This window comes from Chryseobacterium pennae, from assembly GCF_003385515.1.
GTDB lineage: Bacteria > Bacteroidota > Bacteroidia > Flavobacteriales > Weeksellaceae > Chryseobacterium > Chryseobacterium pennae.
This window is the reverse complement of record NZ_QNVT01000007.1, coordinates 60,100-77,353: the sequence shown is the minus strand read 5'-3', so window position 1 is coordinate 77,353 and position 17,254 is coordinate 60,100. Positions and strand designations below refer to the sequence as shown.

14 protein-coding genes and 1 tRNA gene are annotated in these 17,254 nt (G+C 35.3%); 9 read left to right on the top strand and 6 right to left on the bottom strand.

Features of this window, described 5'->3' with window-relative positions; all coding sequences use genetic code 11:
* Nucleotides 1-25: 25 nt before the first annotated feature.
* The 3 genes from DRF65_RS09325 (at nt 26) to DRF65_RS09315 (ending at nt 5,960) form a co-directional block, all read left to right on the top strand.
* Nucleotides 26-101, top strand: a tRNA-His gene (locus DRF65_RS09325).
* A 355-nt stretch (nt 102-456) separates the two neighbouring features.
* Nucleotides 457-891, top strand: coding sequence for a hypothetical protein (locus tag DRF65_RS09320; RefSeq protein ID WP_115970491.1), 435 nt, complete (start codon nt 457-459; stop codon nt 889-891).
* Nucleotides 892-917: 26 nt separating this feature from the next.
* Nucleotides 918-5,960 carry a DUF4132 domain-containing protein gene (locus DRF65_RS09315; RefSeq protein WP_115970490.1) on the top strand — a complete coding sequence of 1,681 codons (5,043 nt, stop codon included), beginning with the start codon at nt 918-920 and terminating at the stop codon, nt 5,958-5,960.
* Between the two features lie 156 nt (nt 5,961-6,116).
* On the opposite strand, the gene DRF65_RS09310 is transcribed toward DRF65_RS09315, so the two are convergent.
* Together DRF65_RS09310 and DRF65_RS09305 are read right to left on the bottom strand one after the other, a co-directional pair.
* Nucleotides 6,117-6,452 (bottom strand): DUF3276 family protein, encoded by a 336-nt coding sequence (locus DRF65_RS09310; RefSeq protein WP_034701927.1) that lies wholly within the window; start codon nt 6,450-6,452, stop codon nt 6,117-6,119.
* A gap of 99 nt (nt 6,453-6,551) precedes the next feature.
* Complete coding sequence (locus DRF65_RS09305; protein WP_115970489.1) at nt 6,552-8,213, bottom strand: ABC transporter ATP-binding protein; 1,662 nt, start codon at nt 8,211-8,213, stop codon at nt 6,552-6,554.
* Between the two features lie 91 nt (nt 8,214-8,304).
* On the opposite strand from DRF65_RS09305, the gene DRF65_RS09300 reads away from it, so the two are divergent.
* The 5 genes from DRF65_RS09300 to DRF65_RS09280 all read left to right on the top strand — a co-directional run bounded on the left by DRF65_RS09300 (nt 8,305) and on the right by DRF65_RS09280 (nt 12,341).
* Nucleotides 8,305-9,210 carry a transcription antitermination protein NusB gene (locus DRF65_RS09300; protein WP_115970488.1) on the top strand — a complete coding sequence of 302 codons (906 nt, stop codon included), beginning with the start codon at nt 8,305-8,307 and terminating at the stop codon, nt 9,208-9,210.
* Between the two features lies 1 nt (nt 9,211).
* A complete protein-coding gene (locus DRF65_RS09295; RefSeq protein WP_115970487.1) occupies nt 9,212-9,721 on the top strand; it encodes a DUF1573 domain-containing protein in 510 nt (169 codons plus the stop codon).
* Nucleotides 9,722-9,731: 10 nt separating this feature from the next.
* Nucleotides 9,732-10,097, top strand: coding sequence for a preprotein translocase subunit YajC (gene yajC, locus DRF65_RS09290; protein ID WP_115970486.1), 366 nt, complete (start codon nt 9,732-9,734; stop codon nt 10,095-10,097).
* A gap of 322 nt (nt 10,098-10,419) precedes the next feature.
* Nucleotides 10,420-11,154 (top strand): SDR family NAD(P)-dependent oxidoreductase, encoded by a 735-nt coding sequence (locus DRF65_RS09285; RefSeq protein WP_115970485.1) that lies wholly within the window; start codon nt 10,420-10,422, stop codon nt 11,152-11,154.
* Between the two features lie 341 nt (nt 11,155-11,495).
* Nucleotides 11,496-12,341 (top strand): mechanosensitive ion channel family protein, encoded by an 846-nt coding sequence (locus DRF65_RS09280; RefSeq protein ID WP_115970484.1) that lies wholly within the window; start codon nt 11,496-11,498, stop codon nt 12,339-12,341.
* 64 nt (nt 12,342-12,405) lie between these two features.
* On the opposite strand, the gene DRF65_RS09275 is transcribed toward DRF65_RS09280, so the two are convergent.
* From DRF65_RS09275 to ku, 4 genes are all read right to left on the bottom strand, one after another.
* The gene (locus tag DRF65_RS09275) at nt 12,406-12,957 is read right to left on the bottom strand and encodes a hypothetical protein (protein ID WP_115970483.1); all 552 of its coding nucleotides are present in this window, start codon (nt 12,955-12,957) and stop codon (nt 12,406-12,408) included.
* Nucleotides 12,958-12,987: 30 nt separating this feature from the next.
* Nucleotides 12,988-14,871, bottom strand: a complete 1,884-nt coding sequence (gene ligD, locus DRF65_RS09270) for a DNA ligase D (protein WP_115970482.1) — start codon at nt 14,869-14,871, stop codon at nt 12,988-12,990.
* 71 nt (nt 14,872-14,942) lie between these two features.
* A complete protein-coding gene (locus DRF65_RS09265) occupies nt 14,943-15,548 on the bottom strand; it encodes a DNA polymerase ligase N-terminal domain-containing protein (protein ID WP_115970481.1) in 606 nt (201 codons plus the stop codon).
* Entirely contained in the window at nt 15,548-16,333 is a 786-nt protein-coding gene (ku, locus tag DRF65_RS09260; protein ID WP_115970480.1) for a non-homologous end joining protein Ku, read from the bottom strand. The genes DRF65_RS09265 and ku overlap by 1 nt, the downstream gene beginning before the upstream one ends.
* 144 nt (nt 16,334-16,477) lie before the next feature.
* Here ku and DRF65_RS09255 point away from each other — a divergent pair, with 144 nt between their 5' ends.
* The gene (locus DRF65_RS09255) at nt 16,478-17,050 is read left to right on the top strand and encodes a Crp/Fnr family transcriptional regulator (protein ID WP_115970479.1); all 573 of its coding nucleotides are present in this window, start codon (nt 16,478-16,480) and stop codon (nt 17,048-17,050) included.
* Nucleotides 17,051-17,254 lie beyond the last annotated feature (204 nt).

The following is a 17,254-nucleotide window of genomic DNA, read 5'->3' as shown; positions in this document are numbered from 1 at the left end:
TGTCCTATATTTGCACTCAGAAAACGGTGATTGTAGCTCAGTTGGTTAGAGCGTCGGATTGTGGTTCCGAAGGTCGGGGGTTCGAGACCCCTCATTCACCCAAAGAAAGTACACTTTTTGAAAGTGTACTTTTTTATTTTACACCTGTTTCTATGGTGAAATAATGTCTATTTTTTATCTTTTTTCCGGAAGCTTTTTCCCGGTATTCGCTCATACTCCTCAAGTCGGCACTTAAAAATGGCATTCCTTGTTGAGGGTAACCATTTCTATCGGAGCTGATTCATGAATAATGAGCAATTAATAATGAGTAATAATCCCTGTTTCTCTTTATTTGTAATTCACTTGCCTGAAAAATTCACTACTGACTTTGTTTTTCCTTGATATTCGTCATAAAACCTCAATTTGATACAATATGGGTTTTAAATTTTACTATATTTAAGCACACTAAGTTCAAATATGAATATAAAAGTCACTGTAAAGCAGTTGGGCAGGAAGCATCCTGTTCTTTCGGAACAAAAAATTGAAATCATTTACGAAGATTCAGTTATCTCTTTAGAAAACTTATTAAAGCTCATCGTTCAGCAACAAGTTGAAAAATTTAACGCTCAATCATTTGAGCTTGAAGATGAAGATTCTACGAAGATCCCAACAGATAACTATCTGAACATTCTTACCGATACGGGTAAGGTGGGCTTTGGAAGTATTTATAATCTAAAAAAAGCTGATGTACAAAAAGCTCAGGATAATGCTATTCAGGCATTTGAAGACAGGCTGTTCGCTGTATTTTACAATGATGAGCAGTTTTCAGACCTTGGCCAAACCATAGATTTGAGTTTACAACATACATTTACTTTTATCAGGCTTACTTTTCTTGCAGGAAGCTATTGGTAATCTAATTCTATTAACAACTAACATACATGGAAATCACAAAAAAATTAGAATCGAAAAAACTTATTAAAAACTTTTATGAAAAGCAAAGAAAAGATCTCTTAGAACATTCTGAACAAGGTGTTCCTTCTTCGCTTTTTCCAGATAGACCGATCCTTACAAAGGAAGCAGCGGAATTAGGTAAATTACTGAAAGGTAAACCTAATTATTTTGAGCGAGTAAACTTAGGTTCAAAAGAATTTGAAAAGTTCAAAGAATCTATCAAACCTGATATTTGGGAAGATCAGGAATATTATGATCTCTTGATTTATCTTTTTGGAGAAAATGCAGACCTGGTAAAATATGCATGGAATAAAATGCCTTACAAAATGTATCAGAGTAGTTATTTTAGACGTTCGTTCAGAGCTCCTCATAGTGAACATTATGTATTGCTTAATCGAATTAATTTAATTCGGGAATTGATGATATTTCCTTCTGTTTATTCTTATAATGGTGACGAGAATTTTGACCTGTCTTTAGAAGAACAAATTATTTATGATAATGAATTTACACATAACTCAAGCCGTTTTTATATATGGTCAGCAGCCATAGATACTGGAAATACAGTAATCTATCAACTGATTGAAGATATTATTTTCAATAAACACCATGAAGGAAAAATCTCTCTGAATATTATTAAAGCTTTACTCAATAGTGAGCAGAAGAAGTGCTGGGAATTGGTAGAAAAGCTTTTACTGGCTGCTCAAAGACAGGAAGGCTTGCGTCAGACAATTCTGGAAGCTTTGGATGAAACAAGTATCGGGGCTTTGGAATATATGACGAATGTAATTATTGAGCAAAAGCTTACCCGATTTTCATCTGTTGTAAGAGCTATAGATACCTGGACCGGTTTAGGCTGGGAATCAGAGAAAGAATCTGTAGTAAAGAATATCCTTTCATTAGCAGATCATTACTTCAAGCATCCTGAGGAAATTCCGGAGGCTGTGAAAAGCAAGAATAATAATGAAGTGTATATGGCACTTTGGGTACAGGGCGTTTGGGATGTTGAAAAAACGGTTCCCTATCTGCATCAGCTGTTTGAAAAAGGAGATATGGAAAAGAAATGTCTTGCCATTAAATTTGCGGCAGAAACTGCTGATCCTTACATTCAGATGCCATTGTATTATAAAGCGGTATTGGATGGGAAGGTAGAAGTATTAGCTTTTGCCGGTGATCATATGTCTACATTACTCAGCACTAATACTGAGACGAAATTTTTCATCAATAATGCAGACTATCCGGATTTCTTTGAAAAACTCCATGAACTGACTCAAAAGATTGAGATCAAGGAAAAGAAATTTGAAGGGAAGATATTTTCTTGGCTAAATGCTGCTTTCAAAAAAAGTGATCTATACGCTTCCATGTTTTATCTGGTAGGGGAAGATCGTGATAAATTGGATTTGCTACTTTCTTATTTCGATCAATTTGACCTTTCATTACGCGAATTATTGGCCAGGAATATATTAAGGGAGTTTTACTGTTATTCCCTCTCATATGCAGTAGGAAAAAAGAAACTGAAAGTAACGGATTTCCAAAAAGAATTTGCTTTTAAAACTTTAAAAGACAGAGGAGAAGCATTGGTGGCCTCAGGAATCAATGTATTGTTGCAGGATCCTTTAAACAAAGAAGAAATCATGGTTTTCTTTGATCTATTTAAAAGAAAGGGTGGTGTACTTCGTAAAAAGCTTATAGAATTGGTTATTCAGCAGGAAGATGGTGTGGTTACTCCATTGGTTGAGGAATTGATGAATAAAGGAGACCTGGAACAGCGTGCAGCATCTCTGGATATCATGCTTCAGCTTCAAAAGGAAAAAAGAGTATCTGCTCAGATTACCAATTGGACTCTACAATATGCTGAAAGATCAAAAATAACAGAAAGAGAACATAGTTTATTGGATCAGATTAATCCATCCGGAGATCAGACGATTCTTTCTGAAGACAATGGATATGGTTTTTATAATCCTGGCGTGGTATCAAAGTTTGCTTTGCCAAAGGTAGAACCAGACTCGTTATATGCACAGGCTACTAAAAAAGATAAATATGGGTTTACAAAACCTATGGATGATATAAAAGCAGAAATAAAGAAGCTTAATGATTTATTTCTCCAGCATAAAGATCATGAATATGAATCTGATGAATGGGATGGCTCTGTAACTACTTTGCTAATGGGAAATAGTTTCCGCCAGATTAAAAGAAATACGGATGGTTTTACTTCTGTACAATTAGCAGAAAATTACCCATTGCATGAGGTTTGGGAGAAATGGTATCTGGATTCAGGTTTACAGCCGAGAGATTTATTTTTATTAACATTGGCTGAGAGCTGTGACAGGAAAACCTTCAGAGATTTTATGGAGAATTATGTATTCTATTACAAAGATCTTTTAATAAATCCACTGAAAGGAAGATATGCATGGGAAAATCCAATCATCATGATTCTGCAATCGTTAAAGGATAAATTCGTCTTCGAAGAGCGTGTAGATTTTGCATTAGATGCTGCCAGTACAGTCTTTGCCAATCTTCCTGAAAGTGTGATTACTTATAAAGGAAAAGATAGCAATGATTATTATTACCAGGACCAGGGAAATGGCTGGCAGAAACTTGATTTTTTTAAGCCTTTCTTATGGGCAATTCCCAAAGCGAATCTTACCGATGAACAGCATATCAAACAATGGAATTTATACCGATGGATGCAGCATAGCGGTTTGAAAGAAAATATAAGCAAATCTGTTCCTGACTTCTATTTCTTCTGTAAAGCTTATGAATTAAAACTCATTACCAAAGAAGAACTTTACGAAGGAATACTTACTGCAGATTCTGCAATTGGAGATCTTACAAGAGGTAAACTGATCAATAGTAATCAGAATATTCTGGAAGAATTTCCTTTCCTGAAACCTATGATTGCGGAAATACAGGATAAATTCCTTGATGTAGAGGTTATCCGCGGTGATGCTAATACTGCAGTTTCTCACTTTGTGCAGGAGTTTCATACGATATATGGAGCGCAACGTTTGGTTCAGCTTCTGAAAGGGTTGGGGAAATCAGGATTGTATGCCAACTATATTTATGCTTACAGGAATGAAAATATGACCAAGCAAAAGCTCTTTTCTAAATTGATTTCGGATTGTTATCCTTCAGAAACTGATACACAGAAGGCTTTTGATGAAATGATGAAGAAAGAGAAAATCTCAGAGCTTCGTTTGATTCAGGCAGCAGTGTACGCGCCGCAATGGCAATCGCTCGTCAGCAGTTACTTAGGTTGGAAAGGTCTGGATTCAGCAATATGGTGGATGCATGCCCATACCAAGACCAGTGTCTATGAAGATCAGAATGCGAAACTTGAAAGTGAGGTGGCAAAATATTCATCCGTAGATATTCAGGAGTTTAAAGATGGAGCTGTAGACAAAGACTGGTTTACAAAAGCCTATAAAGAACTGGGTAAAGCCCGTTGGGAGATGTTATACGAATCTGCAAAATACATATCAGACGGTAATGGACACCGAAGAGCAAGGCTTTATTCCGATACCTTAGCCGGAATCTTAAAGATTAAAGAGGTTACGGCTAAAGTAAAAGATAAACGGGATCAGGATTATCTACGTGTTTATGGATTAGTGCCATTAAGCAAAACAAATCCGGAAAAAGATGTATTGAGCAGATATGAATACATTCAGCAGTTTAAAAAAGAAAGCAGAGAGTTTGGTTCAATGAAGCAGGCAAGTGAAGCACTGGCAATTCGCGTGGCTTTGGAGAATTTGGCAAGAAATGCCGGGTATCCCGATCCGATAAGATTGACATGGGCTATGGAAACTAAACAAATTCAATCACTTCTGTCAAAAGAAACGCAGGTAACCCTTGATGGTGTAACAGTAGGTTTAATCATAGAAGAAAATGGGAAAGCAGAATTGGTGGTATTCAGAGATGATAAACAGCTGAAATCTATTCCGCCGAAAATTAAAAAAGATAAAGCCATTGTGGAATTAACCAATAACCGCAAGATCATGCGGGAACAGTGGACACGCTCCAGAAAAGGATTGGAAGAAGCTATGGTAAGAGGAGATGAATTCTTCCTGAAAGAAATTAAAACTCTTTTTGAACATCCTGTTATTGTCAAGCATTTAGAGAAGCTAGTGTTTATTTCCAATGATCATACAATAGGTTTCTATCATGATGGAAGTCTTATCAATGCTCATGGTGAGATCCAGGAGTTAAATGATGAAAACACTTTACGTATTGCGCATTGTGTAGATCTTCATGAACATTCTGTTTGGAGTGATTATCAGCATTATTGTTTTAAAGAAAAACTGATTCAGCCTTTCAAGCAGATTTTCAGAGAACTTTATGTTCCTACGCCTGATGAATTGAAAGAGAAGTCTATTTCCCGCAGATATGCAGGTCATCAGATTCAGCCAAAGCAGGCACTGGCGTTGCTTAAAACAAGAGGATGGAAGGTAGATTATGAGGAAGGATTGCAGAAAGTATATCATAAAGAAGGCTTTCAGGTAAAATTATATGCCATGGCAGATTGGTTTTCCCCAGCAGATATAGAAAGCCCAACCTTGGAAACGATAGAATTCCATTCATTAAAGGATTATAAGAATATTCCTTTTGAAGATATTAGTCCAAGACTGTTCTCAGAAGTAATGCGGGATGTGGATTTGGTAGTTTCAGTGGCACATGTAGGAAGTGTAGATCCTGAAGCCAGTCATTCATCCATTGAAATGAGAGCTGTACTGATGACAGAAACAGCACGCCTATTTAAATTAGATAATGTAAGAATTGAAGGCTCGCATGTATTAATAAAAGGGCAGTTGGCGGAGTATAGTGTGCATTTGGGAAGTGCTGTTGTTCATCAGACTCCGGGGATGTACTTGTCAATTCTGCCGGTTCATTCCCAGCATAGAGGAAGATTATTCCTGCCTTTTGCAGAAGATGATCCGAAATCAGCAGAAGTATTGTCAAAAGTACTATTGCTGGCTAAAGACAATGAAATACAGGATCCAACCATATTGTCGCAGATTAAACGAGAGTATGTATAAATGAAAACAAAAAGGTATGCTTTTTTAAAGTGTACCTTTTATTTTTGCCATAAGCCATAAGCCATAAGCCATAAGCCATAAGCCATAAGCCATAGCCCATTTCAGGGCATAAAAAAAGCATCTTTTTCAGATGCTTGTGTTTTTAGATATTCTTTTTTAAACTTCGTCGTCAGAATCAATTGTGAATGATTTGCTTTTGAAATCTTTATCATGTTTTTCTGAAATTACATCCTCACCCTTTTCATTAATGATGAAATCTGTGGACTCATTAAACATCTCCTGAAAACTCTTAAAATCTTCCTTGTAAAGGTAAATTTTATGCTTCTCGAATGTAGCTTCCCCATTCTCTCCGAAATTTTTCTTACTCTCAGTGATTGTAAGATAATAATCTCCTGCTTTCGTCTCGCGCACATCAAAGAAATAAGTTCTTCTCCCTGCTTTTAACACCTTCGTGAAAATCTCATTTTCATGGCGTTCCTTGTATTCACTCATTGTTAGATATTTTTTAATCTTGTTAAGAACAAATATAAAAGAATTCTTTTAATCACAAAATTTTTTTTATGATTTATTTAACAATTAGGAATGAAACAGCTATGCGGTTACAGAATTGGCAATTTCGGTAAGGTTAATAATCTGGTCTGCTTTTTGAGCGCTAGACTCTCTGTGTGTGATAATTATGGAAGTTGCATTGCTGATTTTTCTATCAATATTTTCAAGAATATTCTGCTCTGTTTCAGTGTCTAAAGCAGATAAAGAATCGTCAAAAATAATGATATTTGGATCCTTAATCAGAGCTCTGGCAATACAAATTCTTTGCTTTTGTCCCCCCGAAAGCATGACCCCGCGTTCACCTACAAGTGTTTTATATTGCTCTTTAAAGTCCACAATATTTTTATGAACATCTGCAATCTGAGCGTACTCAATTACTTTTTCATGGGACGGATGATCAATCGCAAATCCAATGTTATTTTCAATGGAATCAGAGAATAAATAGCTCTCCTGAGGAATGTATCCGATAAAGTTTCTATAGTTCTCAAGATTATGTTCTTTAAGGTTTTTCCCATCAATCAGGATTTCCCCTTCAGTAGGATCAATCAGCCTGCATAAAAGCAGTGCAATAGTAGATTTTCCACTTCCGGTTTTTCCCATAATAGCCAGGGATTCCCCGGCTTTGATTTTAAAACTTAAATTTTCAAGTGCTTTAATACCTGTATTGGGATAAACGTAAGATACATTTTTGAATTCTATATCTCCTTTAATAGGATAAGTCTCAAAGTTGGTATTGACGATCTCCGACTTTTTATCCATAAATTCATTGATCCTTTGCATGGAAGCTTCAGCTCTCTGATTGACGGACGTTACCCAGCCTACCATAGAGAATGGGAAGATCAGGGTGTTAATATACATGAAGAAATCAGCAATTTTACCGATGCTTAATTCTCCTGCAATATATTTTGTCCCGCCAATCCAGATAATGGCAACATTCAACAGGCCAATTACAAACAGAATAATCGTAAAGAAATAAGCTTCTGTTTTGGCAAGATCCAGAGCCTTATTTTGGTAATCAGTGACTTTTATTCCATAGTTTTTTTGAATATATTTTTCTCTTGCGAAAAACTTCACAACACGGATTCCTGAAAAACTGTCCTGTACAAAAGTTGAAATTGCAGACTGGCTTTTCTGCATTATCTTCGACTTCTTATTGATAATTGAACTTACCTTATAAATAGCAAATGATAATATAGGAAGCGGCAATAAAGTCCATAATGTCATGGAAGCATCCGTTTTTACCATATAAATTGCTGTAATCAGGACAAGAACAATAAGGTTAGCCACATACATTACTCCGGGACCAAGATACATTCTTACGGCTACCACGTCCTCACTCAATCGGTTCATTAAATCTCCGGTAGTCGTTTGCTTATAATCCGTTAAAGATAAATCCTGATAATGTCTGTAAATTTTATTCTTCAGTTCATATTCAATTCTTCTGGAGGCAACGATGATGGTCTGCCGCATCATAAAAGTAAAAACTCCTGTTAAAAGTGAACAGCCTACAATGATCCCAACATAGACTAAAACCTGTTGATTGAAACCGAGGTTACCGCTTTTAGTAAGCTCATCTACAGATTTTCCTACAAACTGAACTTTATATATATTGAAAAAATTACTGGCAATGATGAAGAGTACCCCCCAAAACAATAGTATTTTGTGTTTCCAAAAATAGGGGTTTAAGGTTTTTAGCGCTTTCATATAGTTTTACAAAATTACAAAAATGTCCTCACTCTACGAATTTCATCAATTTTAAATTTTGTATCTTTGCACTCATTAAAAAGCTCTTTGAATGTTAGGAAGACGACAAATTCGTGAAAAAGTAGTACAGGCGGTGTATTCATACTATCAGAACCCTGTAAAATTTGATGTTTTAGAGAAAAACATGTTCGCTGGAATAGAGAAAATCTATTATCTCTATATCTATCAGCTTAATTTTTTAGTAGGTCTAAAAGAATTAGCTGAGCATCAAATTGAAATCGGAAAGAATAAATACCTTAAAACCGATGCTGATATTAATCCTAACCAAAAATTCATCAACAATCAGATATTGCTTAAGCTGGAAGAAAATCCGGAAAGATTATTCTTTACAGGTCAGCATAAGCAGCTGAAGTGGGATATGCATGATGATTTATTGGTAAAGACTTTCCAAAGAATTACTGCAGGAAAACGTTATCAGGATTTCATGAAAGAAGAAGGATTTTCTTTTGAAGATGATCAGAAGTTTATCGGGAAATTATTTTTAAGATATATTGCTGAAAATGATGATTTCCATGATTATCTTGGAGATAAAGAACTTTCATGGTATGACGATATCCATATTGCCAATTCAATGGTACAGAAAACAATCGGATTCCTAAGAGAAGATGAAGAAAGCAGAACTTTAATCAAAATGATTAAAGATGAAGAGGACAAGAACTTCGCAGCTAAGTTATTGAAAGATACCCTGAACAACTGGGAAAACAACGAGAAAAAGCTGGAAGAAAGATTAGAAAACTGGGATCTTGATAGAGTTTCCCTGATGGATAAAGTGATCTTGTCAACCGCTATTTCAGAGCTAGATAACTTTGCCTTAACGCCTTCAAGAGTTATTATTAATGAATATATCGAGATTGCAAAAGTATTTGCTACAGACCGTTCGAATATCTTCATTAATGGTATTTTAGATAAATATTGTAAAGATCAAAATAGAATATAAAATGAAAAAGACGTTATCAATTATCGCCTTGTCAATTATAGGCTTTGGATTAGTTTCATGTAAAAAAGAAAACAAAGAAACTCAAAGCGCTGAAGCTGTAGTTACTGATTCAACAGCTGCAGGAACTCCGGTAACAGCTGACTCTGCTGCTACATCCGTAACAGAAGCGCATGCTGCAGCCCCTGTTTCTAACGAGCCATCTACCTCTATCGCTTTATCTGAAAGCAACTTCGACTTTGGAAAAATCAAGAAAGGAGACAAAGTAGAGCACGTATATGAAGTGACTAATACAGGAAAAAATCCATTGGTTATTTCTGAAGTAAAACCTGGATGCGGATGTACTGCTCCTGATTTTACAAAAGAACCTATCATGCCAGGTAAAAAAGGAAAAATTACATTGCATTTTGACTCTTCAAACTTTGACGGAAACGTTCAGAAGTATGCAGATGTTTTTGCAAACGTAGAAAAAGCTCCAATCAAATTAACGTTCACTGCGAACATTCAACCATAATTTATAAAATATGTTGACATTATTTTTACAGGCACAGCCACAGGGATCTTCATCAATGATGCTGATCATGATGGGTGTGATGTTTGTAGGGTTTTATTTCCTGATGATCAGACCTCAAATGAAAAAGCAAAAGCAGGAAAAAAACTTTCAGGAAGAACTTAAAGTAGGAACCAGAGTAGTACTTACATCCGGTCTTCACGGAAGAATTGCCCAGGTTCAGGATGACGGTTTTGTTATTGAAACATTATCCGGAAAATTAAAGTTTGAAAAAGCTGCAATTTCCAGAGAAATGACACAAACTCGTTTCGGAGATAAAGCAAAAACTACTGAGAAATCAGCAGATAACAAAGAAACAGTAACTGAAGAGAAGAAATAATTTAATTCAGTCTGAAAATATTTAGCTGCGGCGGGTGAACTTTGTTCACCCGCCGCAATTTTTTATATAAATAGTAAGCCAAAAAGTATTGACTTCTATAGCAAAATTCTCTGTTGACTTTCAAATAAAAGATTCGTGAGATTTGTGGAATCTGTGCGAAAAACAATTCAAAAACTATAAAAATCTCCTGCGGATTTCACTGCTAGATGAAAATAAAAGGTAGTTTCTAGGATACTACAATATAAAGATTGGTATCTGTATGTTCTATAATCATTGAATCCATTTGTAAAATTAATGTTTAATAAAAAATTATCTTTGCCTTATGAATCAAAACACAGACAAAACTGTTCTTATTTTAGGAGCCAATTCAGATGTAGCAAAGCAATGTATCATTCAATACCTTGAAAAAGGTTTTTCTGTAATGGCAGCTTCCAGAAATACAAAATCACTGGAAGATTTTATCTCCTCAAATAATCTGGATCAGAAAAGAACTAAGGTTTTGTATTTCGATGCGGCAGATTTTGATTCTCATCATCAATTTTATCAGGAGTTACCTGTAAAACCTCATATTGTTGTGTATTCAGCCGGTTTCCTGGTTGATAACCAAAAGGCATTGAGAGATTTTAAAGGAGCAAAACAAATGATGGAGGTTAATTATATGGGGGGCGTTTCTATTCTGAACATGATTGCCATGGATGAAGGTAATAAAAACCTGGAAAGGATTATTGGACTTTCTTCATTATCAGGAGTAAGAGGAAGAAAAAGTAATTTTGTCTATGGAAGTACCAAGGCTGCATTTACCCAATATCTGGCTGGGTTAAGGCAGGAACTGGCTTCCAGAAAAATAATAGTCAATGCCTTAGTGATAGGCTATATCAGAACAAAAATTAATGAAGGGCTGGAACTCAATGAGTCTTTGATCATGGAACCGGATTATGTTGCAAAATTTATTGTCAATGCCGGAAACTCCTTTACCATTGTTCCGAATTTTAAATGGAAAATCATTTATCATATTTTGAGACTTTTACCGGAAAGCCTTGCTGCGAAACTTCCTTAATTTTAAATCTTATATTTTTAAAGGGTTTACATGAAAAAATATGATATTTTTCATTGAATAAGTGATTTTATCTCTTAAAAAAACAACTTCGGTATTTTTTTTGTAATTGTAGATACTGATTATTCTTCCCGTAAGATTTCAATTTCTAAATGACCATTGAGTAAGCTGAAAATATCCATTCAGTAATCAATCTGTTTTAATGCAAATACTATTGATTTTAACTTTAAAAGTTAAGATCAGCCTTCTTTTGAAAACAGGCATGCTTTCTATTCAGATCCACTTTGAAATCTTACTGCTATAAGGGCGGATAACGAATATGATAAAAAAATAAGTAGTATAAAATGGACGATTTACAATTGAACAACATTCAAAAACATTGGGATACCTTAATATCTTCAGCGATTTCATGGGCACCGAGAATTTTTACCGCAGTGATTTCCGCATTACTGATTTATCTGATCGGATCATGGATGATCAGAATGATTAAGAAACTTGTATCAAAAGGTTTCAAAAAACGTGGTATGGAAGCTTCTTTACAGCACTTCCTACTTAATATTATCAATTGGGGACTTAATATTCTTCTCTTCATTGTCGTAGTCACCCAATTAGGAGTACAGACTTCAGCTTTTGTGGCTATGATTGGTGCCGCAGGTTTGGCTATAGGTCTGGCATTACAGGGATCTTTAACCAACTTTGCAGGAGGAATTCTTATTCTGTTATTAAAACCATTTAAAATAGGAGATTTTATTTCTACCAATTCCGGTGTTTCAGGGACAGTACAGGCGATTGATATCTTCCACACAAAGCTGATTACGCCACAAAATCAATTAATTATTATTCCTAATGGAGTAGTTTCCAATAACAGTATTACAAACTTTACTCAGTTAGGAACCAGAAGAACCTCTCTGGATATCGGAGTTGCTTATGATGCTGATCTTAGACAGACAAAGGAAATATTAATGGACATGATCAAAAAGAATGAATTTGCTCTTGCAGAACCCGCTCCACAGGTAGTCGTAACAACACTAGGTGATAGTGCGATCAACCTATCGATCAGAGTGAGCTCTTCTACTGAAAATTTTTGGAAAATGAACGAGGAACTTATTATTGACTGTAAAGAAGCTTTAGATCAGGCTGGAATTGGAATTCCTTTTCCACAAAGAGATATCCACATTTATAATAAGTAATGATTATTTACAATGATAATAAAAAAAACCTGCATTCAATAATGCAGGTTTTTTTATGTAATAGCTATTCTTTATTTTTCTTTGAGTATTGTTCAAGAAAATTTGTAAAAGTTTTATAATCATTTTCCTTAAAGTCATGTTCAGTAAATACAAAATTAAGATTGTTGTTAAGAATACCCAGAATAAGATATTGGTCTACAAATTTATAGTTGGTTTTACTCCAAACAGAACCTATGGTATTAAATGGATTTTCTAAAGTAATATCATCCTTATTAAGAATTATAAAACTAAATTTTTCATCTTTCCGTTTAAAATCACTGATTTGCTCTTCAATTGATTTATAAAACTTCTTTTTACCGGTAAAGAATTGATAAAGAAGTAAAAAAATATAGGCAATAAAAATAAATCCTGCATATCTGAAAACAACGGAAGCAGGACTGTTATTAATAAACTTTGATTGAGAAAAAAAGCCAAGAAACAGAAATATGAGAGCATAGATGATTGCTTTCTTAAGTTCTGTAAAGCCTTTTTTCCATTGATAACGAAAGAAAAACTGTTGGTGTTCTCGTTCCGTCTTCTCATTAAAAGCAATTTCTAATGTAATAGATTCGTTCATGGATAGTTTTTGCAGGTAAAAGTATAGAAATTAATCAATATTCTGAAGTAATTCCAAAGCCTTCATCATATCAATTCCTTTTCCTATAATTGGTTTAAATAAATCTCCTTTGTCTTTAATTCTCTCCAAAGCATTGTCAATATTATAATCTGTAGGCAGTATTCCCAGTTTCAGTTCATCCCAATCCAAAGGCATAGAGACTGAAGCTCCCTGTTTTGGGCGTAAACTATAAGCACTTGCTAATGTCTGACCTGTTCGGTTTTGTAAATAGTCTAAATAAATTTTTTTACTGTCTCTTTTTTGAAGGCTTCTTTCTAATGTTGTGATTTCAGGAAGTTTTTCATGAACCTGTTTCATTAGAATATGCGCAAAGTCTTTTACCTGGTCAAAATCATACTTGCCACCCATCGGAATATAAACATGGATGCCCGTACTTCCGGAAGTCTTACAATATCCTTTAATTTTAATGGATTGTAACACTTCATTCACCTGAAGAGCTGTCTCAATTACCTCATCAAAAGTATTTTTCTTTGATGGGTCAAGGTCCAAGACCAGATAATCCGGATGTTCAAGGTCCGGCAGTGAGCTGCTCCATGGATTAAAGTCAATGCATCCGAGATTGTTCAGATAAGCCAGGGTTGCTTTATCGTTGCAGTAGATATAATCAATGTATTTATCATTAGATTCAGAGTATACTTGTGTGGTTTTGACCCAATCAGGAACATGCTCTCCGGCATCTTTCTGATAAAAGCTATGTTCTTCAATGCCATTGGGGAAGCGGTTGAGGGATAAGGGACGGTTTTTTAAATAAGGCAAAATATATCCTGCTACAGACTGATAATATTCTATCACATCACCTTTGGTAATATCATCTTTTGGAAAATAAATTTTATCCTGATTGGTCAGCTTTACAATATGTTTGTTTAGGGTAATTTCTTTTTCCTTTTCCGAAGTTTCTGTTCTTTTTGTTGATGCTTTAGCTTTCATTGTTCTTGATTTTTTAGGTTGAATATCCGAATCTGCTGCATCCTTTACTTCTTCCGGTTCCTTATCTTCACGAATACCCATAAAAACCGGATGACGGAAGATTCCGTTTTCTGTGATTTGAGAATATTTGATTTCACAAACGAGCTCAGGCTTTGTCCATGTTACAGGTGTATTGGTTTCAGGAATGGTTTCAAAGGGTGAAGATTTTACTATTAATTTCTGAAGCCTTTGATAAAGATCTTTTAAAGAAGTATTGTTGAATCCCGTTCCCGTATGACCACAATAAACCAAATCATGACTGATATATTTTCCCAGAATAAGAGCACCAAAACTTTCCCGGGAACCTCTGGGTTCTGTAAAACCACAGATAATAGCCTCTTCTGTATTGGAAAATTTGATTTTAAGCCAGTCAGCAGCCCGGTAATTTTCTACATACTGGCTGGCCGCCAGTTTAGCAATCATACCTTCAAGCTTCATTTTTTTCATCTGTTCAAAAAAGGCAATGCCTTTTTCAGGGATATGGTCACAATATTTGATTGTATCCGTTTCAATGAGTGCTTCTTTTAAAAGTTCTTTCCTTTGAACCAGCGGAAGTTCTTTTGTAGAATGGCCATTCAGCCAGAGAAGGTCAAAAACCTGATAAACCAAAGCTAGGCCGGGATTATCCCCTATTTGCTGTAAAAGCTGAAAACTAGGCTTTCCATGATCATCATATGCAACAATTTCACCATCCAGAATCATTTGATATTTCTGTTGGTCAAAATCCTGAGCTACCTGATCAAACTTTGATAAAAATGAAATCCCGTTTCTGGAATAGAAAAGAGGATCATCATGACTGAGATCAGCAATAGCTCTGTAGCCATCCCATTTTATTTCGAAAAGCCAGTTTTTATCATCAAATGCTTTATCAAAAGGTTTGGCAAGCATAGGTTTGATGAATGATTTAAGCTTTTTTTCGTTGGTTAAAGTATTAAAATTCCTGAATCTTTTTTCTGAAGCTACGACTTCTTTTTTGCGTTTGTTTTTAGGCTTTTTTTTTCCTCGAGGAATTTGGTAACCAAAGATTTTGGTGAAGTATTTTCTTCAGCATTATAAGGGCTTTCCGCAAATTCGTCTTTATGTTTAATAAGCAACCATGCATTGTCTTCCACATTTTTCATTTTCACGAGGGCAAATTCACCTTTCAGCTTTTTACCGTGTAAAATAAACTTTAAGGAACCGGCATGCAGCTCCTTCAACAATTCTTTTTCATCAGATGTTTTGCTGTTTTCTTCTAAAGGTTCATAAGTTCCGCTGTCCCAGACTTCCACCTGTCCTGCTCCGTAATTGCCTTCAGGAATGTTACCTTCAAAATCTTTATAATCATAAGGATGATCTTCTACCATCATGGCCAATCGTTTATCCTGCGGATCCAATGAAGGTCCTTTTGGAACAGCCCAACTCTTTAATACACCTTCCATTTCAAGGCGGAAATCATAATGAAGACGTGTTGCAGCATGCCTTTGAATAACAAAAATCAGTTTGTTTTTACTCTTTTTTGCTTTCCCTTTAGGTTCACTGGTTTCATCGAACTTACGTTTCTGTTGATAATCTTTGAGAGCCATTATGATGCAGATTTAGATTTGGAAGTATTTAAACTGGCCTTTAATTGAGCCATAAGGTCAATCACTTTACCTTCTTTTGCAGCAGGTACTTTTTGGGTTTTAATATTTTTACCTTTTGCTTTCTGCCTGATGATTTTAAGTAGATCATCAGAATAGGTATCTTTATATATCGCCGGATCAAAATCCTGGGAAAGCTGTTCAATAAGATTGACCGCCATTTTCAGCTCTGCAGGTTTTGGGACTTTATGAGCAGGGATTTTTAAATCTGTATAATCCCTTATTTCCTGGTCAAATCTCAGGCGGTTCAGAATTAATATATCATCATTGTAAGGACGTATCATTCCGATTGCTTCACTTTCCCGAAGAACAAAAGTTCCGATTCCTACCATGCCCGTTTTTTCAAGGGCTTTTAATAGAAGTCTGTAGGCACTTTCCCCATTTTTCTGCGGTTCGAGATAATAAGGGGTTTCAAAATAGATACTGTCTACTTCTTTCTCTTTTACAAACTGATCAATAGAAAGGATTTTTGTCTTTTCAGGGCTTGCTGCTTCATAATCCTGCTCATCAAGAACAATATATTTATCATCCATGAGATAGCCTTTGACAATGTTTTCCCACTTTACTTCTTTTCCTGTATTTTCATTGACTCGCTTAAACCGAATATTGGAAAAATCGGATTTGTCGAGCATATCAAGGTCCAGTTTGCTGGTCTCCGTTGCTGAGTAAATCTTAACAGGGATATTTACTAAACCGAAGCCAATGGCACCATTCCAGATTGCTTTCATTGTCTTACGTTTTTAAAAATCAAGCAATTAACATGCCGATGGGGAGTTGTGTGGTATGTGTGATGAAGCTTTTTGTCAAATGACAATTGTTTTTATGGGTTACTTTTATACCTTTATATTTCCGCAATCTGTGGATACAATAATATGGAAGAACTTTTTAGCTACATCAAAAAATTTGGATTACTGAATGCTCAGGATGAATTTCTGATTGGAGAAGGAATTCAGGAAACTTTGGTGAAGAAAGGTGAAATTTTTGTAGAGGCTGGAAAAGTAAGCCAAAAGATTGCCTTCGTAAAGCAAGGTGTATTCCGTTCTCTCTATTACAACAAAGAAGGAGATGATTTTACCCGTTATTTTATTTATGAGGGCCGGTTTATCGGAGATTTTCAAGGATTTACCGATCAGCTTCCTGCTCATGAATATATAGAAGCCATTACAGATGCTGTTTTACTTGTTATAGATCTTAACCATTTTAAAATATTAGAGGAAAAGATTACAATATGGCCCGTGTTATTTGCCAGAATTCATGGGTTTGTTGCAGAAAACAAACTTAAGGTTGCAAGCATTATGCTCAACCAGGATGCGAAATCCCGATATATACATTTCCTTACTCATTATCCGGGACTTGCCAACCGGGTTCCGCAATCTATGCTGGCCTCTTATCTTGGAGTGACACCTTCATCGTTGAGCAGAATTAGGAGAACTATCAATGAGTAATGAAGTCTTTTTATAGTAAAATATGAGGTAAAGATCAAAATACAATGTCTCTGATCTTCTTATTTTTTACCTAAATATACATACTGATTATAAATTCAATAGGAACGGACTTTAGCCCGTTCTCTCATTTTATAAAAATTCCATTGGCTTTCAAACCTATAACAAAAGTAAAGATGAAGTTAAATCCCGATTTCAGATTCATAA